Raw genomic sequence first — 19,780 nt, 5'->3', positions numbered from 1 at the left:
AAACCAAACTTCTTGAAAACAGTATCCCGAATAAAGGAACCTATAGATAGTGAAATGGAACTTTTTGAGAAAAAGTTCCATACTGCCATGTCCTCCAAGGTAGCACTCCTTAATCGCATTACGTATTATATTGTAAACCGAAAAGGCAAGCAAATGCGGCCTATGTTCGTTTTTTTGACCGCAAAGTTATTGAACAAGGGCGAGGTAAATGAACGAACATATAGGGGTGCCTCCGTTATAGAACTTATTCATACGGCTACTTTGGTGCATGATGATGTTGTGGATGAAAGTAACAAACGGCGCGGGTTCTTTTCCATTAATGCATTATGGAAAAATAAAATTGCTGTTTTGGTCGGCGATTATCTATTATCAAAAGGATTGTTATTGTCCATTGACCATGGAGATTTTGACCTACTCAGGATTATTTCCGTAGCCGTTCGGGAAATGAGTGAGGGAGAGTTGTTGCAAATCGAAAAGGCAAGACGGCTAGACATTACCGAAGAAGTCTATTATGATATCATCCGCCAAAAAACGGCTACTTTAATTGCTGCATGTTGTAGTCTGGGTGCGTGCTCCGTAAAACCCGATTCACCGGATGTGGAAACCTTTCGAAAATTTGGGGAACTCTGTGGCATGGCCTTTCAAATAAAGGATGATCTCTTTGACTATGGAGAAGAGAAAATTGGGAAACCTACCGGGATAGATATTAAGGAACAAAAGATGACATTACCTCTAATTTATGTCCTTAACAACTGCTCCAAATCGGAAAAAAGATGGTTGATCAATTCCGTAAAAAATCACAATAAAGACAAAACGAGGGTGAAGCAAGTAATCGCTTTCGTAAAGGAAAGAGGCGGATTGGAATATGCCGTACAAAAAATGCTCGATTTTAAGGAAGAGGCTTTGAAACTTTTGGACACATACCCATCTTCGGATTACAAAAGCTCCCTTGAGCTTATGGTAAATTATGTAGTGGATAGAAAAAAGTAAAGTGGAATGGCTCTGTTTTTGATATGAAATTTTCATATTAAGGGCCTTGCATGAAAGACCTCAAAAAAAAAATCAACTTTCCAGGCAACGTTTTCCTTTACTAAATCGTCTATAGAAATAGTAGACAACCAAAAACCCCTTTTATAAAATTGAAAATCATTTCTTTTTATAAAAACGAAAAGCAGCTTATAGAAAGGGCAGCCTCCGGCAATCGGGATGCGCAACAACGCCTTTATGAAAAATTTGCACCCAAAATGCTCGGGGTATGTAGAAGATACATTAAAGACCTGCAATTTGCGGAAGACGTTATGGTCAATGGTTTTGTTAAGGTTTTTCAAGGTCTCGAAACTTTCCGTCACCAAGGCAGTTTTGAAGGATGGATAAAAAAAATCATGATTAGGGAGAGTATTTCCTATTTACGGAAACAACAATTTGTAGTCTATGATGATACGGTATACGAAAGGCATGGTGGAAAATCCGTCTCTGATGCCTCTTCAAAATTGGACATCGAATATATACAAACCATGATCGATGCCCTACCGGAAGGCTATAGGACCGTTTTTGTACTGTACGCGGTAGAAGGGTACAAGCATCAAGAGATAGCTGAAATGCTTTCCATTACGGAGAGTACTTCAAAATCACAACTATTCAAGGCCAGGAAATTATTGCAACAGAGTTTAAAGAAACAAAATATCATAGGATATGGAACCGAATAATTTTGAAAAGCATATCAAAAAACAATTGGAGCAAAGGGAACTACAACCATCATCCCAGGCCTGGCAAAAGGTGGTCGATCGTTTGGAAGGAGCTCCAAGACCAAAATCAAATCGTTTTCTTTGGTATGGTGTTGCAGCGAGTTTTATGGGTCTTTTGATAGTCTCTTTGGTGTATTTGGGCTCTCAAAGACCTATGGTGAATCCTGATATTGAAATCGTAAATACGGATAGTGAAAATGACAAAGTTGAGGATACGTTAAAAAAAGCAACGGATGAAAAGACCTTCGGAGAGGGGAATAGGGTAGTCGATACGAATGAGGATTTGGTCGTAGAAAAGTCTTTGGAAGAATCCGTGAATTTTCCAAACGAACAGAAAACAATCAAGAAAAAAACCTTGGAGGATGTAAAAACAAGTATGGTTTCCACAAATACACAGGGAGACAAAGAAGTTGAAAGTGAAATTTTAAGTAAAGATTCGGAAGATATCATTAATACCAAAATAGCGGAAGTCGTGGCGCGGGTAGATGTATTGGAACAAAAAAATAGAACAGTCTCGGATTCCGAGTTAGATTCGCTGTTGCAGAAGGCACAACGGGAAATAATTGCTGAAAAGCTTTTCCGGGATAATGGAAGGGTGGATGCCATGGCCCTGTTGACGCAGGTAGAGGATGAGCTAGATCAATCCTTTAGGGATCAGATTTTCGAAAAATTAAAAACCGGTTTTATGAAGGTGCGCACGGCCGTAGCGGACCGGAATAATTAATTCATCAATCATTAATAGATTTCCTTCTTCTCTCCCCGCAACTGTCGGGGAGACAGGGGAGGGACATTTCAAAAACAAACAAGTATGAGAACCATTGTTTTTTATTTGACCTTAATTCTAGTTTCCTTGGTTATGAACCATGTTGTCGCCCAGGAATGGAATGAGGAAAAAATTGAAGCTCTGAAAGAGCAAAAGATCAAGATTACCCAACAAGAAAAGGAAGCCTTAAAATTAGAGGTGGAGGAGATTAACAGAAGATTGGATAATGGCAACCTAACAGCGGAAGAAGCAAGGGTCCTAAAGGAAAATGCCGCAAAATTAAGAGCATTGAATATTGAAAACAAACATGCCATTATCGATAACAAAATTGCCCTTTTGCAACGTAATCAGGGTGCTGTGCTCGAGGAGGAAAAAGGCTTTTCCATTATTGATGATGGAACGGGAATCAGCATTAACGTAGATGGGAAACCATGGCATGTTTTCGAGAAGAATAATAAACCTCCAAAATATGACCGTCGTACATATTCCGATCCAGTAATCGCTGTAGGATTTAACAATGCCATTATAGATGGTCAATCCCTTGACGATTCACCCTATAAAATGGGGGGGAGCCGATTTTTTGAAATGGGATGGGTATGGCGTACGAGAGTTTTCGATAACTCTAATTTTATGCGCTTCACCTATGGACTTTCCTTTCAATTCAACGGTCTAAAACCCAAGGACAATCAATATTTTGTCATCAATGATGAAGGTCAAGCAGAGTTGCAGGAATTTGAATTTGAGCTTAGAAAATCAAAATTCCGTATGGACAATCTGGTTTTTCCCGTTCATTTTGAATTTGGCCCATCGAGGTTTAGGCAAACGGAAAATACCATTCGATACTCCGTGCAAAACCAATTTCGACTGGGTATTGGTGGGTATGGAGGATTTAATTTGGGTACCCGCCAAAAGTTGAAATACGACCGAGCTGGGGAAAATGTAAAAGACAAGCTGAAAAGGGGATATAATACTACAAATTTTGTGTACGGGCTTAGCGCCTATGCTGGGTTCGATAGCGTACTGCTCTATATAAAATACGATTTGAACCCGATTTTTAAAGATGCTATAGTAGAGCAACGAAACATTTCTTTGGGCCTTCGGTGCGACTTGTGACGAGGTGAAATAAGGTTCGCCTCTTTTATCCGAGGCGGATCTTAACCGTTCATTCTTGATTCATACCCATGGCATTTTCCATTTCCAAGGTAAATTCATTCCTATAATAAACACGTTTGCAATGGGAGCATTCCGCAATTTTTGAAGTGGAAATTTTAAATAGCTTAATCCAAAACAAATGAAAATAGTTTGAAACTATGGAAACGGTCAAAGTTCCGGTCTGATCACAATGAGGGCACCGAACACCTGACAGGCTTTTTAGTTTGGTTTTTCCAGGACGAGTACCAAAAAAAAGTATCATAACACAAGAATCTTCAACAAAGATATTGGAAGAATAACAAATTGATTTAGCAAGTAAATAAAAATAGTGGCAAATGGAATCTACTAAAAAAACGGCAAGAATTGCCGGGGCATTTTACCTCGTTCTCATATTAAGCGGCATGTTTAGTTTACTTTATGTACCCTCGGAACTTATTGTTTGGGACAATGCAGGGAGGACCGTTGAAAATATCAAGGCCTCAGAAAACCTTTTCCGATTGGGGATACTAAGTGGTTTGGTATGCTTTACATGTTTTATATTCCTACCGCTGACTTTGTACAAATTGTTTCAGGAGGTCAACAAAAATCATGCAGTGCTAATGGTGGTCCTAGCCCTTGTCAGCGTGCCCATTTCATATATTAGTATAGCGTACAAAATAGATGTACTTACTTTGATTCATGATCCGGAATCCTTGAAGGCTTTTAATTCGGACGAGCTATATGCAAAAGTAATGCTACTTCTAAAATCCAGTAACAATGGAGATTTGGTGGCCCACATATTTTGGGGACTATGGTTGTTTCCCTTTGGGTATTTGGTGTACCAATCAGGATTTCTTCCGAAATTTTTGGGAATCATGTTGATGTTGGGCTGCTTCGGATATCTCATTGATTTTTTGGGTTATTTTCTTTGTGAAAGTTATGGAGATACTTTGGGGGCTACAATTGTAGGTCTTCCTTCTGCCATTGGGGAAATTGGTATTTGCCTATGGCTTTTGACTGTGGGAATGCAGGTGGCTAAAGTTCCACAGGGCAAATAAAAGGTCGACTTTTATAAAGCTACATTTTAGCTTATATTTATGGATACGGGCTATATTTGCCTGCTAGACTTATTTTGCCTTGATTTCAAAATCTACCATAGACCAAGTATACGAGACCGCCCGTTTGGAAGAGGTCATCGGTGATTTTGTGCAGTTAAAGAAGTCGGGCTCCAACTTCAAAGGACTGAGTCCCTTTACCGATGAGCGTACTCCGAGCTTTATGGTTTCACCGGTAAAACAGATTTGGAAAGACTTTAGCAGCGGTAAGGGAGGCAATGTTGTGGCCTTTTTAATGGAACACGAGCATTTTACCTATCCTGAGGCCATAAAATACTTGGCCAAAAAATACAATATCGAAGTAGAGGAAACCGAGCGCACAGACGAACAGAAGGCAGAGGCCAATGAACGTGAAAGCATGTATCTGGTTTCCGAATTTGCCCAGAAACACTTTTCGGAAATGCTCTGGGAATCGGAATTGGGCAAGGCTATAGGGCTAAGCTATTTCAAGGAACGTGGCTTTACCGATGAGACTATTAAAAAATTCTGTTTGGGCTATTGTCTGGATCAATGGGACGGATTTACCAAAGCTGCCCTTGAAAATGGGTATAAGTTGGGGTATTTGGAAAAGACCGGATTGACCATTGTTAAAGAAGATGCCCAAAACCCTAATACTCCCAAAAAATTTGATCGATTTAAGGGACGGGTCATGTTCCCAATCCATTCCATGAGTGGGCGAGTTCTTGGTTTTGGGGGGCGTATTTTAACCAATGATAAAAAAGCGGCCAAATACTTAAACTCGCCCGAAAGTGAAATTTATCATAAGAGCAAAGTGCTTTATGGCATTTACTTCGCCAAACAAGCCATCGCCAAAGAAGATAATTGCTATCTGGTAGAGGGCTATACAGATGTTATTCAGTTTTATCAAAGGGGCATTCGCAATGTGGTGTCCTCTAGTGGTACCGCCCTTACTCCGGAACAGATCCGTTTGATCAATCGGCTCACCAAAAACATCACTGTTCTGTTCGATGGGGATGCCGCGGGATTAAGAGCTTCCCTACGCGGTATCGATTTGATTTTGGAGCAGGGTATGAATGTAAAGATCTGTACCTTTCCGGAGGGTGAAGATCCAGATAGTTTTGCTAAGAACAATGAGTTGGAGGAGGTCTTGCAATACTTGCAGGAAAACGCCAAGGACTTCATTCAATTTAAGGCAAATTTATTGGCCGAAGAAGCTTCCAATGATCCCATAAAAAGGGCAGAGACGGTTCGGGATATTGTCAATAGCATAGCAAAGATCCCTGATGCCATAAAACGGGAGATCTATATTCAGGAATGCGCCCAGATTATGAACGTTTCCGAGAACGTTCTGTTCAGTACGTTGGCCCAAATCGGTAAAAAAGAGGTGGCTGATGCCGCAAAAAAGGCCAAACCGGAACAAAAGGCCTTTGATGTTGTAAAAAATCAGGTTACGGTTGAAAAGGTAGATGTACAATATGAGTTGGAACGGAAGATTATTGAAATGCTTTTGCTGTATGGGAACGACCAGCAAGAGTTTGAGGATTTGGTCCTAAAGGAAAACGAGGAGGGCGATTTGATATTGGAACCGGAGTCCTTGGAGGCCAAGGTCTATGAAAAGATTTATTTGGACCTTCAGGAAGATGAAATAGAACTCACCAACGAACAGTTTCGAAACATCTACTACAAATTGATAGAACAGTTAAATGAAAATGAGGATTTTTCAATACGTACTTTTATCTCGGATCTTGATCAGAAAATGGTAGAAGAGATTTCATCCATACTCATGGAAGAGGAAAAGTACGCCCTACATAATTGGGAGCGAAAGGACATCTACCCTAAGGATAAAAAGACCGGAGTGGGCCAATTGGTCAGCGAGACCATTTTGACCTTACGATGTTATTTGATCAAAAAACGGATGGAGGCCCTTCAGAACAATACCCATGAAAATAACGGTAACAATAATGAGACCTTGGAGGAAATTATGAACTACCTGCAATTGAACAAATTGCTGAATAAAAAATTGAATCGGGTACTATCATAAAAAAACAGAGGCCCCAAAAGTTTTCCTTTTGGGGCCTCTGTTATAGATGTTTACCGCTCTCTAATACAATTCTAAAGCCTTGGCCTGTTGTAAAAGGTCTACCATGTTATCCACATTCAACTTTTTCATTAAACGTGCCTTATAGGTACTTACGGTCTTTTCGTTTAAGTTAAGGCCAATGGCAACATCTTTATTTCGTTTTCCGCTGGCCAATAGTTTAAGAACTTCCACCTCTCGGGTAGAAAGTTTCCTAAAGAACCTCCTTGGTCTTTGAGTTCCTTCGTCAAATGCCAGCCTTTGAGCAAGTTCATTGGTGATGAACATATTCCCCTCGCTTACTTTTCGCACTGCGGAAATAATATAATCTATATCCGAGGCTTTTGATAAATAACCGAATGCACCGGCCCTAATGCTACTCAGTGCGTATACGTCTTCGGACTGCCCGCTGTACATCAACACTTTCACATCGGGATACTCTTTCTTAATCCTTCGCAAGGTAGCGATGCCGTTTATTTCTGGAATATCCATTTCCAGCATAACGACATCAGGGGTAATTCGTTCCAGTTTTTCAAAAAGCTCGGATGTAGTGGAAACATCTTCAACTACCTCAAAACCTGAGGCAGATTCCAATACATGTTTTACACCCATCCGAATGATAGGGTGGTTGTCAGCAATTAATACTTTGATCATTTCGCTAGTTTTAGTCTATAAATATACCCAAATATGCAGAAGTCCAAAAAAACTGACATGCAATGTAAGGTTTAATTATCTGAATTCGTAAACAAAAATGGTTTTTTTTTATTAAAAAGCCTTATTTTTTGAATATTATTCGATTTATCTACTTGATTATTAGTTGAGTGGTTTATTTTAACATTTCCGGAATATCACATACGGGTATCGGCTTCATTTTATGTTGATTGGCCGAGTTTAATTTCTTAAATATAGTAAAAACTTCCTTTTCACGGCCAGAAAAGTCAGTCACTACCTTTCCTTCATCATCCATTTTCATAGCCCATTCCAATTCTGGATAGGAAGCGCCTATTTGATCTTCATCAGTTCTGTTGTCGCCCCACAGGCCATCCGTTGGGGCCGCTTGGATAATTTCCTCGTTAACGCCCAAGTAATTTGCAATTTCATAGACTTCCGTTTTCAATAAATCAGCAATGGGACTTAAATCCACTCCACCATCCCCATATTTGGTATAGAAGCCTACTCCAAAATCCTCAACCTTATTACCTGTGCCTGCCACCAAATAACCCTTTAAGGCCGCAAAATAGTATAAGGTGGTCATGCGTAGGCGTGCGCGGGTATTGGCCAATGACATAAAACGACTTTCTTCATCGGCCACATCCGGAAGTGCCTTAATAAGACTATCGAATACCAACGTAAGGTTTACCGGTTGTCTTTGCACATTGGAATAATGCTCCTGCAACCAGTCAATATGGTTGTTTGCCCTGCTCACCTGTTTTGAGGATTGATGGATGGGCATTTCCAGACATAAAACATCTAGGCCTGTTTTGGCACATAAGGTGGATGTTACGGCGGAGTCTATACCTCCAGATACACCAATTACAAAACCCTTCATTTTGGCATTTGTAGCATAATCCTTTAACCACTGTACAATATGGATTATTACCTTTTCGGTCTGCATGCTGTTCTTTATTAACGAAACGATTAACTTTGCCCGATAAAAATAAAGCCTAGATGTCTAAAAAGAAAATGGAAACAGGATTACTTCATATGGGAAAGTACATTTTTACCCTTTTCTTAATTTCTTCCCTTCTTTTAGGCTGTAATGACAATGCAAAAATCACGGAGGCGGTCAATAAAATAGACCTAAATTTAGAAATCTCCCGTTTTGACCAAGAATTTGCCAAGGCGGAACCATCGGATTTGCCACTGCTCAAAAAGACATATCCCTATCTCTTTCCTGCTCAATATTCGGATAGCGTATGGGTAGCTAAATTAAAGGATACTATTCAAATAGAACTTTTAGAGGAAGTAGACCATGAATTTTCCAACTTCGAACAAGAAGAAGCCGATTTAGAACTACTCTTTAAACATATTAAATATTATTTTCCCCGGTTCAATATTCCTAAAATCGTTACGGTTACGTCCGACGTGGATTACGAGAACCGTGTCATTCTTACAGATAGCTTGCTTTTATTAGGACTCGATAACTACCTGGGCCCAGGACATAAGTTCTACGAGCGCATATCCAACTACATTTCAGCGGGTATGGATAAAAAGTATTTGGTAAGTGATGTAGCCAGTGCTTTTGCAAAGCGAGTGGTGCCCAGGCCGGATGACCGGACCTTTTTGGCCCAAGTGGTCTATTATGGGAAGGAATTATATGTAAAGGACAGGCTGATTCCATTTTTATCGGAGGCCCAGCGCATTGGCTATTCCCAAGAAGAATTGGACTGGGCACATCTTAACGAAGAGCCCATGTGGCGCTATTTTATTGAACGTGAGTTGCTCTATGCCACGGATAATAAACTAGGCCTACGTTTTCTGGATTCCGCGCCTTTCTCCAAGTTCGGGTTGGAATTGGACAATGAGTCCCCGGGACGTATAGGCCGCTATTTGGGTTGGCAGATTGTACGGGCCTTTATGGAACGGAACGAGGTTTCCCTACAACAGATGCTCAGTTTGCCAGCTGAGGAAATATTCAAAAAAAGTAACTACAAACCCAAAAAATAATTATGCCTAAACTCCACACTTCGGAAATTACACTAAAAGTAGGGCTGGATGAAAACCGGGTTCCAGAGGAACTCTCCTGGTCGGCACAGGATGGAGGTATCCATAATGAGGAGGCCAAGGCTATGTTACTGTCGGTTTGGGACAGTAAGAATAAGGAATCGCTAAAGATTGATCTTTGGACCAAGGATATGCCTGTGGATGAGATGAAGATTTTTTTTCATCAAACTTTGGTTTCCTTGTCGGATACTTTTATGAAAGCGACACAGGATGAAAAAATGACGGCCACTATGAAAGATTTCTGCGACTACTTTGCGGAAAAACTGGAATTAAAAAAATAGACTTCATTTGTTGGTGTATTGCTATTTGATACGGTAGGTTTATGAACATTTGGCATTTCACCCAAATTTCATTGTTTATCTCATGGATTTAGCCTTAAATTTAACGTCCTAAATGCTAGTAAAGCGAGACTTTTTATGGCTTCCACTAAAAAATTTGATATTGAAAACTTGGGAACGGCAACTTTCCCCTCCCCACTTCATTTGAGTAAGACAAAGGGTGATAAAGTTTTTAATTTTGTCCAGGACAAAGATCGACTGCTCTATAACATTTCCCTAAGCGAATTTAATAGATGTGTGACCGAAAATGATGAACCCCTTTGCCTGCAGAAGGCCGGTCCTCGGGAAAAGTTATTGTTCGATCCTCCAAAAACCACGGCTGCCATCGTTACCTGTGGAGGACTATGTCCCGGTATCAATAACGTTATCCGTAGCTTGGTCATGGGGCTCTATTACTTTTATGGGGTAAAGAACATATTGGGCATACCTTATGGTTACGAAGGGCTTATTCCTTCCTATGGACATAAACTAAAGCATTTGACGCCCGATGTTGTAAAGGACATTCATGAGTTCGGGGGTACGGTTTTGGGCTCATCACGAGGGGGCCAGAGTGTTTCCGATATGGTGGATACCCTGGAAGATAATCAGGTGGATATGCTTTTTGCCATTGGCGGTGACGGAACTTTAAAAGGGGCCAATGCCATAGGTGAGGAAATTCAAAAACGAGGTCTAAAAATTTCAGTAGTCGGCATTCCCAAGACCATTGACAATGACATTAATTTAATAGACAAATCCTTTGGGTTTGAAACGGCTTTTGACATGGCCAGTCCCATTATTCGGGATGCCCATAATGAAGCCACGGGCGCTTACAACGGGGTTTCGATCGTAAAATTAATGGGAAGGGATAGCGGTTTTATTGCGGCCTGTGCCGCCATGTCCATGCCCGTGGTAAATTTTGTCCTGGTGCCGGAAATGGAATTCCAATTACATGGTGAAAACGGTTTTTTGGAAAGCCTTAGAGATCGGTTGGAGACAAAACATCACGCGGTCATTGTGGTAGCCGAAGGTGCGGGTCAACATCTCTTTGCGGAGGATGGTGCGGAAACCAAGGACGCCTCGGGCAATGTAAAACACAAGGATATAGGCCCGTTCCTAAAATCGGAAATAGGAAACTATTTCAAGACCATGGATAAGCAGGTCACCATTAAATATATAGATCCCAGTTATATTATCCGTAGTGCCCCGGCCAATGCAGGCGACAGTATTTTTTGTAGCAGGTTGGCCCATTACGCCATTCATGGGGCAATGGCGGGAAAGACGAAATTCGTTGTGGGTAGGTTGAACAATAAATTCGTGTATTTGCCCATATCCGAAGTCACCAGTAGACGTAAGAAAATAGACTTGGAGGGGGAATTTTGGTTCGCCGTATTGGAAAGTACGGGTCAACCCTTTCTAATGGGTTAACAAGTTTTTAGGGGTTTACCTAAATTTAGGGAACGGATTACATGAAAAGCTACAATACCGTTTGATGTTCGGGACAATCGATGCGTAAATCCGTTTGGTAGAGCTTCTCTTCCAGCAATCTGCAATAATCGTTTTCCGATCCGGATTCATAAAAGCGACAGGAGGTACACATACGCTGCACATTGACGACGTCCGCTTTATTCAGTTTTTCGATAAGTTGTAATAGGCTTTGGAATAGTATCTTTTTTTGATCCTCGGAGAAGGAGTGGATAGGTTTTTCAATGGCCTGGGCAAAAGAACTTGTCCTTAGCACTGTGGCCTTTCCTTTTTCGGTAAGGTAGATAAAGTAACTTCGGGTATCGGAAGGGTCGGTCTCTTTAAGAATGAGATCCTTTTTCAACAATAGCCGTATGGATTCACTAATTGTAGCCTTGGTTACATTGAATTCTTTGGCCAAATAATTGACCTTGCACTTCTCAGGTAAATGGAAATTGACAAACAACAAGATTTGCAATTGGATGGGTGTAAGCTGATTTTCCTTGCCTTTTTGCCAAAGTAAGACTTTGAAGGCCTCGGAAATACGCTCCAGGGCAACCACGATCTTGCCCTCAATATTTTGGTTTTGGTATTCTGGGTCAAAAGTCTCCATGAAACAAAAATAGCCCCAAGAAATTAGTTTACCTAACTACCTGGGGCAAAAACTAGTTGTTGGATACTGTATAGGGCAAGGATAGGTCTCCCGAAGCTATACTGTATACGGAATACACACCTAACAAGGGAGCATCCATCTTTGAGGTATTGACCTGCATATATGCAGTAACCGCATCATAATTAAATTGTTTACGGTGGTTCATCCGGTAAAGGGGAACAACCACTTTTATGGTTTTTCCTTTGGTAATTACAGGAAAACCCGGGGAATCCATATACATGGGCATACCCGGATTGGTAGGAGGCAGTTTTACCTTTGGATCTTCCTTCTGGAACTGTTTTACACTCAATCCACCGGTGACACGCTTATCTTCCTTTAAGATGACCCAATGGGGATGCCAAACCACCCCATCGTCATCATAAATGGCATTTGCATTTTCATCCCAAAGAGGCGTATCATCAAAATCGGGATGGGAGGTCAACGCCAATGCTACAATGCCATCCGTTTGGGAAAATCCAACGTCCGTAGAGGAGAGGTTGGTCGGAAAGACATACCCTAAAACCGGAGCGCCGTCCATCTGACCTACTTTTTCAGGAACACTGACCCCGGCAAGGCCCTTTACCGTTATCGTAAATATCAATTGCTGCAATTCGGTGTCATGCAGAACGGATGCACTTTGGATCATCAGGTTTTCCGAATCCTTGAATTCAGCAGATTCGTTCATCACCTGACCTTTACAGACCATTGTACCAAAAACTAGTCCGCATACTATGTATATAAGTTTCATTCCTTAAATAATTAGTTAAACTAACAATATAACTCAAATTTTTTAAGACCGTACCTCTTCCAAGGTAGCACCATGGTTAATGTGCAATACATGGCCATTATCCAATACCAAAGCGGGAACGGATTGGACACCTGCACGTTCAGCAGTTGAAATTTTGTCCTTTTGTTCTCCTAAATGGACAATGTTTACATCTACGGAGGTAGTATCTACCAAGTTTAAAAATTCCTGTTCGGCACTTACACAAACGGGACAACCTGCGTGGTAAAATGTTACTTTTTTCATTTTTATGAATTTTAGTTATGGCACTATTGCCAGGTCAAATATAGTAAGTTAAACTAACTAAATAGAATAATTTTTGGATTTTTTGTTCATTCTTCGCTTTAACAATGTTTAATACAGCTCTTTGTAGTACTGGCGAGCCATCCTTTCGCTTGTAAATTCCGGGACTACATCCGTAATGGCTTGGAAAACGATTTCCTGCCAAACCTCCGGTTTCTCATAGTAAATGGGTAGTACTTTATCCTCTAAAACTGCATACAGGTGCTGACTATCCAATTTGTCCTGCTCCTCTATGGGTAACGTGTGTTCCAATTCGGGTAGTACAAAACTATTTTTCTCATCCTTGGCAAATTCCGGAATCCACCCATCATTGGTCGTTAGGTTAACGGAGCCGTTCATGGCCGCGGTCATTCCACTGGTACCCGAGGCCTCCCTGGTTATCCTAGGGGTATTCAGCCAAACATCGGAACCTGTTTTGAGCTTTTTGGAGAGCTCTATCTCATACCCGGTCAATACCGCTAAATTCGACACATTTTTGCTGAAACTTACCAAATGATTGAAAGTGTCGATAGCAGAAAAGTCCATGGGATAAGGTTTTCCGGCCCAAATAATCTGTACGGGATAATTCTGGTTTTTCAGGATATTCTGAAACCGTTGCATATCGTACAACAACAAATCGGCCCTTTTGTACCCTGCAAAGCGCCTTGCCCATACAATGGTCAATATTTTCGGGTCAAAAAGTTTTCCCGTTTGGTCCAAAACTAGCTCGAAAAGCTCTTTTTTAAGGGCTATTTTTCGTTTAACAAAAGCTTTGGTATCTTTCTTTTTCCAAGCCTTTTGGAAATCTTTGTCCTGCCAAAATTCTAGGTTTTGGGCATTGGTTATGGGAATAATCTTGTTTGCACCACCATGTCCGTTCCACATGGCCTTGGACACTTTGGCGTGCAATTTGGACACCGCATTTGCCTTTTTCGCCATCCGTAGGGCGGATATGGTATAGTTGATCATATTCCCGTTCACCATTTCCTTTTGAAGTTCGGGTTCGGAAAGTGTTCGTCCAAAGAACCCAAAATGATTTAAATGATATCCATCGCGCTCTTCATTTCCCCCTTTTTCCGGAGTATGGGTGGTAAAGACCATTTGCGATTTTTTTATACCTCGATCTCTCAAATAATAGAAAGCGGGCAGGGCATGACCTTCATTAAGATGATAGACATCCGTACCTCCCAAAAGCTCAACGATTTTGGCACCACCGATACCTAACACAATACTTTGGGCAACACGGGTCTGCTCATTGGCATCGTACAAATAATCCGTAATGGTCCTGGATAGATAATCGTTGCCTTCCACATCGGTAGTCAAAAGATAGATAGGTGCGGAGCGGAACGTATCCGGTCTTAATACCATGGCCCTTACCTTTACAGAGGAATTGCCATTGATTTCTACTTCAACCTCTAATCCGGTATCTTCCAGGAAATTGTAATTTTTCTCTATGGAATTGGTCTGTAAGGTCTGGTCCTTATTTCTTCCCTGATCATAGTACCCATATTTCCACAACATACCGATACCTACAATATTCTGCTTTAAATCATAGGCGGATCGCATATGGGAGCCTGCCAGAAAACCTAGTCCACCTGAGTATATTTTAAGACCTTGATGGATGGCAAACTCCATGCTAAAGTAGGCCGTTCTTTTATTGAATTCCTTGGCGGGGGTATAGGGATGGTGCCAAGTACTATATTTTGAAAGGGTTTCCGTTGCTACCATAGATTTCTTTTTTGCCGCAAAAATAGGGGGATAAACTATTCTACCCAATTTATTTACGAAAAGTTAATGTGTATCGCAATCCATAATCCATTGCAATAGGCCCGAATATGTCCAAGAAAAGGAGTGCGAGTACATACCAACCTAATTTAAAATAGGAACCAAGAGAACCTATTCCTTCCTAAGGTCAATCTGTTTTTTTAACCGTTATCCGAAATGCGTTTTTGGGATTTTGCACCATGATTTGATCAATTTCCTTTTTCGTAAAGCCGTGGGCAAGTAGGGCCGGGATCAATGCCTTGGGGATGATTTCAAATTGCCTGATTTCACCTCCCCGGGGAAAACCGTTACCATCATGGGAGAGCAAAATTTTATGAAGAAGATTTTGGGATTTAAACCGGACTAGGGTCTCCGTAAATTGGACTATATTGGAAGTGTTTGCTCCATCCAATGATATCCAAGCCCCTTGTTCGGCCGTTTTGAGCAATCGGTCTATATCCCCGACCTTGTGGGCATGCACCCATACCCACGCCCTTGGACTTACTTTGTGTTTTTTTAGTAGCTTAAGTTGTTGATCTACGGCTTCAGGATTGTCCCCTGTATGCACGGCAAGGGTCAGTCCAGTTTTCAGATGGGTCAAAATACCGGCAACAAATAATTTGGTATCTATTTCAGAAGGGGCCCCTTCGTCAAAGGCCAGTTTTATAAAACCCGGTTTTACCTCCGTACCGTCAATGCCCTTTTGAAATTCAGCAATCCAAATTTCTGAGATTTTTTTGGCACTGACCTCATAAGCGAATGGAGGTATATAGCGATCATTGGCTGCTCCATAAAAACCGGTGTTGGTAATCAATTGAATACCTGTGGAATCACTTATATGTTGCAATAGGTCTATGCGCCTTCCAAAATAGGCCGTGGTGCAATCAAAAATAGAGTTCACGCCCAAGGACTTCAGTTTCTTTAGGTAGGGAACAACTTGCTCAAACAATGCATCTTCATTATACAGAGATGTCTCACTTTGATCTTTCCCAAAATTGGACATAATATGTTCATGGGTCAAAGTAAAACCCAAATGCTCTATAGGGATCGATCCGTTTACCGTGGGGATGGTTTCCTGACCCAATATTGGATTTGGCCGTAAAAAGATGAAAAGTAGTGCCGGTAATGTGAACCTGCCTATTATTAACAGATGCCATATGTTGTTGGACATCATCGGTCTTTGGATTCAATAGTTTCTAGGAAATCTGAATAAATGCTTTGCACTTTGCCTATTTCATTTTGCTCGGCTATACTAACTACTTGCACCAAAATCTTTTCCTTTGAATCGATATCGATAAGATGCCAAATCTTGGCAACATTTTCGGAGAATGTCCTTGCCAATTCTATTTTGTCATCAGATTTGTATTTCATATGACTTTCATGGTTTTGAAGTGAAGCTTCCAGAACGGTAAGCACGCTTCTTTGAAACTGTCCACTACTACTTTCCAGTTGATCCGCATAGTCTACGGATCCTTGTTCGATGGTATCGTAATAGAGCAGGGTCATATTTGCTACTTCCTCCAGGGTAAGCTTATTGAATTCTATCAGTTCATTACTATAGTATTCCTGTTCTTTTTCGGAAGTGCCGTAAACGAAAACCAACCGTTTTATAATTTTTTGAAAGAAAAAGAAATCCCGGGTCTTACGCTTGTAGCTTAGCGAATCGCCATTGGTTAGCCGTGGTAGTGCGGAGATTATTCTTTTGAAGTACTTCCCGGACTTTTTACTGTTCAGTTTAGGAAGTGGCAGGGAATCCTTTTCTTTCAACCTTCCTAAGAGTTTCGCCGAACCCTCCAATTCATCATAGGACCACTTTCTTTCGATTTTAGGTAATCCAAAGTCGTAGTACTCTTGGAGCGTCTTCGAAAAATCAGGTTCTCTTTTACAGGAAAATACTATGCCGATAAAAAGTATTGGAACGAACAGGTTTTTTCTCATAATTTTTGAAATCTCATTTTAATAGCTACTTAACATCGTCCGAAAAATGACCGCCATGTTTGCCTTTGGAGAACTTGGCCTTATTGAAATCGGACGATTTTCCCTTGGGGATGGTCAGGCTTTTCCATGCGTTCCCTTTGACCATTCGCCCGATATAGGTAATTTGTCCAATATGATACGCATAATGTGCCAGTTGCCGATTAATGGCCTCCACGATGGTATGTGCCTGATTTCTAATAAAAATTTCGGTATTGAAGTTTTCCGTATTCACCGAATGTAATGCACTGAACAGACATTCCCATCCGTCATTCCATTTAGTCATCATTTCTGTTTTGGTATGGATAACGGACTCAAACTCCATATCCCGATTCCGCCATTCTTTTTCCCCATCGGAAGTTAGGAAATCGGTCCATCGCGACTTCATGTTTCCCCACAGGTGATTGACGATTATGGCAATGGAATTGGATTCGGCATTGAATTGCCAGAAAAGGTCTTCTTCATCGAGCTGGTCAAACGTACGTTCCCCAACGGATTTATAGTATTCAAACTGCTTGATGGCACTTTGTATGTAGTCCAATTCCATAGGCATCCGGCAAAATTAAAACTTCCTGTTCTAATATGCACTATCCTAATCCTAAGTGTAAAGCGTGGCTATTCCATTTTGAATCAGTAAGTCCAGTAGGAAGAACCACAATCTATATAATGGATCGGAATATCCGTAACAAATTCGCGCATCCAATCGGCACAAAATTTCATTCCGCTTCCCTCGGAGTAAATATGCCCAATGAACACGATCGCTTTCTTTCTCCCTTGGGTATTGGCATCCCTCACATATTCATAGGTTTCCCATTGAGGTACTTCTCCGGCCACCACCACATCAACCTCTTTCTTTCGCAATTGCCGAATATGGGCACTACTACCGGATGCCCCAGGAACGAACATTAGGGTTGACAGTTTCATTTCAGGATTGCCTACCACGTGAAAACCGTTTTCAGGAAATGTCCGTTTGATGTTCTTCAACAATTCTTTTAGGGTGATTTGGGGAAAGGTAAATTTATAGGGGTTATCGGCGTCCCTATTTTCTTCCCACCCCAATTTCTCGGTCATTCCGGTAACAATACCATCAGGTTGAATACGATGGATATAGTCATGAAACCGCCAAATGACCAGTTTGTGGTCTTTGATAAATTTTTGTTTCTCCAGGAAAACGGAATCTTCCTGAAATTGTTCGGTTTGGTCCAAATGGTTGTAATAGGTGGGTTCATGGGTGATGATGAGGTTGCAATTTTTCTCCACGGCCTCTTGCAAAACCTCCATGGTAGCGAACATACAGGTAACTACACCCGTTACCGGTGTTTCCGGATCCCCCTCCTTAATGACATCAACGGTATTGGGCACCTCTGCGGAACCCGTTTTTTCGATGATGGTCTTGATCAATTCCCCCGAAGTGACAACCGGGGTATCCTGTGCAAAAAACAGTGCGGGGAAGAAGCCAATAAGGATAAGGTGGACTAGCGTTCTCATAATTTTGAAGCGTTTGTTGTCTAAAATACAATGTATGTCTAAAACTTGAATTTACGAGTATTCCATCAATTTTCAGGTATTTTGTTCAATGATAATCCATCCCCTTCTTGCTGTTTTCAACAGAGTTTAGCCAGGCCGATAAATCCGCTTTCAATTGCTCCCCAATTTTGGGATATTCCTGAATCACATTTTCTTTTTCCGATGGGTCGCGAATCAAATCGTACAGTTCCAAATTTTCTAGCTGTTGATTACCAATGAGTTTGTATTGGTCCGTTACCCAGGATATTTGGGAGCCATAGATAAATCCAATAGGATTGGACCTTTTGTCCGCTTTGCCTTCCAATACCTTTAAAACGCTTATGCCATCAAGGGCTCTGTCATCGGGAAAGGGAATGTCCAGAATATCCAGAATGGTCGGCAGATAGTCACTGGTGACCATGGGAAAGTCCATCCGTTCCCCGCCTTCCAGACCGTTTTTCCAAACGACAAAGGCCGGAACCCGTACCCCGCCTTCATGAAGGCTTCTTTTGCGTTCCCGAAAAACACCGGCACTTCCGGGCGTTCCCCGTTCGGGACCATTGTCGCTACAAAAAAATAGAATGGTTTCCTGTTCCACACCTGTGGCTTCCAGCATTTGCCATAATCTTCCCATTTGTTCGTCCAGAGCCGTTAGGGTCCCATAATACAATTGTTCGGCCAGATTGCTTTGGAGATAATAGGCTCGATGTACACTATCGCTAACAACGGGTAAATGAGGCGTATGGAACCAAAGGGTGGTAAAGAACGGTTTATTTTCCTCTTGGGCATTTTCAATAAACGGAAGTACGCGATCTACAATGATGCTGGAATCATCACCTTTTAGATTCCGGGTCTCCCTTTGATTTTCCCCAGTCCAATAAGCCGTACCATAGGCTTGGGTGGAATCCGGATGTTTGACGGCTTTCCAACCATAGCGTTTGCTTTCCCCGGCCTCATAGGTTAGGGGAAGGACCATGGGATCAAAGGTAGGCACCTTGGATTCCGTACAAAAGTAGTTATCATAGCCATGTTGGGTAGGAATACTATAATCGGAATGGAACTTTTCCTGACCGCCCCGATTGGCATCGAGAACGGATTGGGTCAAGGTACCGAGATGCCATTTACCAAAGTGTCCTGTGGTATAGCCTGCTTTTTTGAGCAGTTCGGGAAGGGTGATTTCCTCGTCCTTTAGATGCCCGGAATTCGCAGTGGGAATATGCATCCGCAACGAATTTCTTCCCGTAAGCACACTGGCCCGGGTGGGGGAGCAGACCGCAGAAGCGGAGTAAAATCGGTCCAAAATTATCCCCTGCGAGGCCAGGGAATCCAACCAAGGGGTCTTTACTACAGTGTTCCCATTAAATCCTACATCATACCAGCCCAAGTCATCGGTCATGACCAGGATGATATTAGGTCTTTTAGGAGGTGCGGTACAGGAGGAAATGCCCAAGGTGAGAACGAATATCAATTGTACTAGTATTTTCATCTTTCTCATTTTAAAAGCCAAATCCAAAAGATTTGTTG

21 protein-coding genes are annotated in these 19,780 nt (G+C 41.5%); 9 read left to right on the top strand and 12 right to left on the bottom strand.

Annotated features, from left to right (window positions below):
• Nucleotides 1-12 precede the first annotated feature (12 nt).
• The 4 genes from D7Z94_RS20395 to D7Z94_RS20380 all read left to right on the top strand — a co-directional run bounded on the left by D7Z94_RS20395 (nucleotide 13) and on the right by D7Z94_RS20380 (nucleotide 3,621).
• Nucleotides 13-990 carry a polyprenyl synthetase family protein gene (locus D7Z94_RS20395; RefSeq protein WP_120713475.1) on the top strand — a complete coding sequence of 326 codons (978 nt, stop codon included), beginning with the start codon at nucleotides 13-15 and terminating at the stop codon, nucleotides 988-990.
• 149 nt (nucleotides 991-1,139) lie between these two features.
• Entirely contained in the window at nucleotides 1,140-1,706 is a 567-nt protein-coding gene (locus D7Z94_RS20390; protein WP_120713474.1) for an RNA polymerase sigma factor, read from the top strand.
• Nucleotides 1,693-2,469 carry a hypothetical protein gene (locus D7Z94_RS20385; protein WP_120713473.1) on the top strand — a complete coding sequence of 259 codons (777 nt, stop codon included), beginning with the start codon at nucleotides 1,693-1,695 and terminating at the stop codon, nucleotides 2,467-2,469. Before D7Z94_RS20390 ends, D7Z94_RS20385 begins: the two co-directional genes overlap by 14 nt.
• An 84-nt stretch (nucleotides 2,470-2,553) precedes the next feature.
• Nucleotides 2,554-3,621: a porin family protein gene (locus D7Z94_RS20380; protein ID WP_120713472.1), complete on the top strand. Its 1,068-nt coding sequence runs from the start codon at nucleotides 2,554-2,556 to the stop codon at nucleotides 3,619-3,621.
• A gap of 49 nt (nucleotides 3,622-3,670) precedes the next feature.
• On the opposite strand, the gene D7Z94_RS20375 is transcribed toward D7Z94_RS20380, so the two are convergent.
• Entirely contained in the window at nucleotides 3,671-3,922 is a 252-nt protein-coding gene (locus tag D7Z94_RS20375; protein ID WP_120713471.1) for a zinc-ribbon domain-containing protein, read from the bottom strand.
• Nucleotides 3,923-3,995: 73 nt separating this feature from the next.
• Between D7Z94_RS20375 and D7Z94_RS20370 the strand changes: the two genes are divergently transcribed.
• Entirely contained in the window at nucleotides 3,996-4,697 is a 702-nt protein-coding gene (locus tag D7Z94_RS20370; RefSeq protein ID WP_120713470.1) for a DUF4386 domain-containing protein, read from the top strand.
• A 79-nt stretch (nucleotides 4,698-4,776) separates the two neighbouring features.
• Nucleotides 4,777-6,756 carry a DNA primase gene (gene dnaG / locus D7Z94_RS20365; RefSeq protein ID WP_120713469.1) on the top strand — a complete coding sequence of 660 codons (1,980 nt, stop codon included), beginning with the start codon at nucleotides 4,777-4,779 and terminating at the stop codon, nucleotides 6,754-6,756.
• 60 nt (nucleotides 6,757-6,816) lie between these two features.
• On the opposite strand, the gene D7Z94_RS20360 is transcribed toward dnaG, so the two are convergent.
• Both D7Z94_RS20360 and nadE read right to left on the bottom strand, forming a co-directional pair.
• Complete coding sequence (locus tag D7Z94_RS20360) at nucleotides 6,817-7,446, bottom strand: response regulator (RefSeq protein WP_120713468.1); 630 nt, start codon at nucleotides 7,444-7,446, stop codon at nucleotides 6,817-6,819.
• A 172-nt stretch (nucleotides 7,447-7,618) separates the two neighbouring features.
• Nucleotides 7,619-8,407: an NAD(+) synthase gene (gene nadE, locus D7Z94_RS20355; RefSeq protein WP_120713467.1), complete on the bottom strand. Its 789-nt coding sequence runs from the start codon at nucleotides 8,405-8,407 to the stop codon at nucleotides 7,619-7,621.
• 89 nt (nucleotides 8,408-8,496) lie between these two features.
• Between nadE and gldB the strand changes: the two genes are divergently transcribed.
• From gldB to D7Z94_RS20340, 3 genes are all read left to right on the top strand, one after another.
• The gene (gene gldB, locus D7Z94_RS20350) at nucleotides 8,497-9,459 is read left to right on the top strand and encodes a gliding motility lipoprotein GldB (RefSeq protein WP_120713695.1); all 963 of its coding nucleotides are present in this window, start codon (nucleotides 8,497-8,499) and stop codon (nucleotides 9,457-9,459) included.
• Nucleotides 9,460-9,461: 2 nt separating this feature from the next.
• Nucleotides 9,462-9,797, top strand: coding sequence for a gliding motility protein GldC (gene gldC / locus D7Z94_RS20345; RefSeq protein ID WP_120713466.1), 336 nt, complete (start codon nucleotides 9,462-9,464; stop codon nucleotides 9,795-9,797).
• Nucleotides 9,798-9,932: 135 nt separating this feature from the next.
• Nucleotides 9,933-11,258, top strand: coding sequence for an ATP-dependent 6-phosphofructokinase (locus D7Z94_RS20340; RefSeq protein WP_120713465.1), 1,326 nt, complete (start codon nucleotides 9,933-9,935; stop codon nucleotides 11,256-11,258).
• Between the two features lie 49 nt (nucleotides 11,259-11,307).
• On the opposite strand, the gene D7Z94_RS20335 is transcribed toward D7Z94_RS20340, so the two are convergent.
• The 9 genes from D7Z94_RS20335 to D7Z94_RS20295 all read right to left on the bottom strand — a co-directional run bounded on the left by D7Z94_RS20335 (nucleotide 11,308) and on the right by D7Z94_RS20295 (nucleotide 19,742).
• Nucleotides 11,308-11,907, bottom strand: coding sequence for a MarR family winged helix-turn-helix transcriptional regulator (locus D7Z94_RS20335; protein ID WP_120713464.1), 600 nt, complete (start codon nucleotides 11,905-11,907; stop codon nucleotides 11,308-11,310).
• A 52-nt stretch (nucleotides 11,908-11,959) separates the two neighbouring features.
• Nucleotides 11,960-12,694 carry a hypothetical protein gene (locus D7Z94_RS20330; protein WP_245967266.1) on the bottom strand — a complete coding sequence of 245 codons (735 nt, stop codon included), beginning with the start codon at nucleotides 12,692-12,694 and terminating at the stop codon, nucleotides 11,960-11,962.
• Nucleotides 12,695-12,736: 42 nt separating this feature from the next.
• The gene (locus tag D7Z94_RS20325; protein ID WP_120713462.1) at nucleotides 12,737-12,976 is read right to left on the bottom strand and encodes a thioredoxin family protein; all 240 of its coding nucleotides are present in this window, start codon (nucleotides 12,974-12,976) and stop codon (nucleotides 12,737-12,739) included.
• A 108-nt stretch (nucleotides 12,977-13,084) separates the two neighbouring features.
• On the bottom strand, nucleotides 13,085-14,740 hold the full coding sequence (gene glgP, locus D7Z94_RS20320; RefSeq protein WP_120713461.1) for an alpha-glucan family phosphorylase: 1,656 nt from the start codon (nucleotides 14,738-14,740) through the stop codon (nucleotides 13,085-13,087).
• 184 nt (nucleotides 14,741-14,924) lie between these two features.
• Nucleotides 14,925-15,947 carry a phosphotriesterase family protein gene (locus tag D7Z94_RS20315; protein WP_158594696.1) on the bottom strand — a complete coding sequence of 341 codons (1,023 nt, stop codon included), beginning with the start codon at nucleotides 15,945-15,947 and terminating at the stop codon, nucleotides 14,925-14,927.
• Nucleotides 15,947-16,714 (bottom strand): hypothetical protein, encoded by a 768-nt coding sequence (locus D7Z94_RS20310; RefSeq protein ID WP_120713459.1) that lies wholly within the window; start codon nucleotides 16,712-16,714, stop codon nucleotides 15,947-15,949. The genes D7Z94_RS20315 and D7Z94_RS20310 overlap by 1 nt, the downstream gene beginning before the upstream one ends.
• Nucleotides 16,715-16,739: 25 nt before the next feature.
• On the bottom strand, nucleotides 16,740-17,297 hold the full coding sequence (locus D7Z94_RS20305; RefSeq protein ID WP_120713694.1) for a DUF1572 family protein: 558 nt from the start codon (nucleotides 17,295-17,297) through the stop codon (nucleotides 16,740-16,742).
• An 83-nt stretch (nucleotides 17,298-17,380) separates the two neighbouring features.
• Complete coding sequence (locus D7Z94_RS20300) at nucleotides 17,381-18,238, bottom strand: Nif3-like dinuclear metal center hexameric protein (protein WP_120713458.1); 858 nt, start codon at nucleotides 18,236-18,238, stop codon at nucleotides 17,381-17,383.
• Between the two features lie 85 nt (nucleotides 18,239-18,323).
• Nucleotides 18,324-19,742, bottom strand: a complete 1,419-nt coding sequence (locus tag D7Z94_RS20295; protein ID WP_120713457.1) for a sulfatase family protein — start codon at nucleotides 19,740-19,742, stop codon at nucleotides 18,324-18,326.
• Nucleotides 19,743-19,780: the final 38 nt, after the last annotated feature.

It is taken from the genome of Ulvibacterium marinum, from assembly GCF_003626755.1.
Lineage (GTDB): Bacteria > Bacteroidota > Bacteroidia > Flavobacteriales > Flavobacteriaceae > Ulvibacterium > Ulvibacterium marinum.
This window is presented reverse-complemented; position numbering and strand designations above follow the sequence as displayed.

What these genes read in the sequence shown, in the direction of transcription:
- D7Z94_RS20385 (WP_120713473.1), top strand. Translation starts at nt 1,693, where the DNA reads ATGGAACCGAATAATTTTGAAAAGCATATCAAAAAACAATTGGAGCAA.
- D7Z94_RS20380 (WP_120713472.1), top strand. Translation starts at nt 2,554, where the DNA reads ATGAGAACCATTGTTTTTTATTTGACCTTAATTCTAGTTTCCTTGGTT.
- D7Z94_RS20375 (WP_120713471.1), bottom strand. Translation starts at nt 3,922, where the DNA reads ATGATACTTTTTTTTGGTACTCGTCCTGGAAAAACCAAACTAAAAAGC.
- D7Z94_RS20370 (WP_120713470.1), top strand. Translation starts at nt 3,996, where the DNA reads ATGGAATCTACTAAAAAAACGGCAAGAATTGCCGGGGCATTTTACCTC.
- D7Z94_RS20360 (WP_120713468.1), bottom strand. Translation starts at nt 7,446, where the DNA reads ATGATCAAAGTATTAATTGCTGACAACCACCCTATCATTCGGATGGGT.
- nadE (WP_120713467.1), bottom strand. Translation starts at nt 8,407, where the DNA reads ATGCAGACCGAAAAGGTAATAATCCATATTGTACAGTGGTTAAAGGAT.
- gldB (WP_120713695.1), top strand. Translation starts at nt 8,497, where the DNA reads ATGGGAAAGTACATTTTTACCCTTTTCTTAATTTCTTCCCTTCTTTTA.
- gldC (WP_120713466.1), top strand. Translation starts at nt 9,462, where the DNA reads ATGCCTAAACTCCACACTTCGGAAATTACACTAAAAGTAGGGCTGGAT.
- D7Z94_RS20340 (WP_120713465.1), top strand. Translation starts at nt 9,933, where the DNA reads ATGGCTTCCACTAAAAAATTTGATATTGAAAACTTGGGAACGGCAACT.
- D7Z94_RS20335 (WP_120713464.1), bottom strand. Translation starts at nt 11,907, where the DNA reads ATGGAGACTTTTGACCCAGAATACCAAAACCAAAATATTGAGGGCAAG.
- D7Z94_RS20330 (WP_245967266.1), bottom strand. Translation starts at nt 12,694, where the DNA reads ATGAAACTTATATACATAGTATGCGGACTAGTTTTTGGTACAATGGTC.
- D7Z94_RS20325 (WP_120713462.1), bottom strand. Translation starts at nt 12,976, where the DNA reads ATGAAAAAAGTAACATTTTACCACGCAGGTTGTCCCGTTTGTGTAAGT.
- glgP (WP_120713461.1), bottom strand. Translation starts at nt 14,740, where the DNA reads ATGGTAGCAACGGAAACCCTTTCAAAATATAGTACTTGGCACCATCCC.
- D7Z94_RS20315 (WP_158594696.1), bottom strand. Translation starts at nt 15,947, where the DNA reads ATGTCCAACAACATATGGCATCTGTTAATAATAGGCAGGTTCACATTA.
- D7Z94_RS20310 (WP_120713459.1), bottom strand. Translation starts at nt 16,714, where the DNA reads ATGAGAAAAAACCTGTTCGTTCCAATACTTTTTATCGGCATAGTATTT.
- D7Z94_RS20305 (WP_120713694.1), bottom strand. Translation starts at nt 17,297, where the DNA reads ATGGAATTGGACTACATACAAAGTGCCATCAAGCAGTTTGAATACTAT.
- D7Z94_RS20300 (WP_120713458.1), bottom strand. Translation starts at nt 18,238, where the DNA reads ATGAGAACGCTAGTCCACCTTATCCTTATTGGCTTCTTCCCCGCACTG.
- D7Z94_RS20295 (WP_120713457.1), bottom strand. Translation starts at nt 19,742, where the DNA reads ATGAAAATACTAGTACAATTGATATTCGTTCTCACCTTGGGCATTTCC.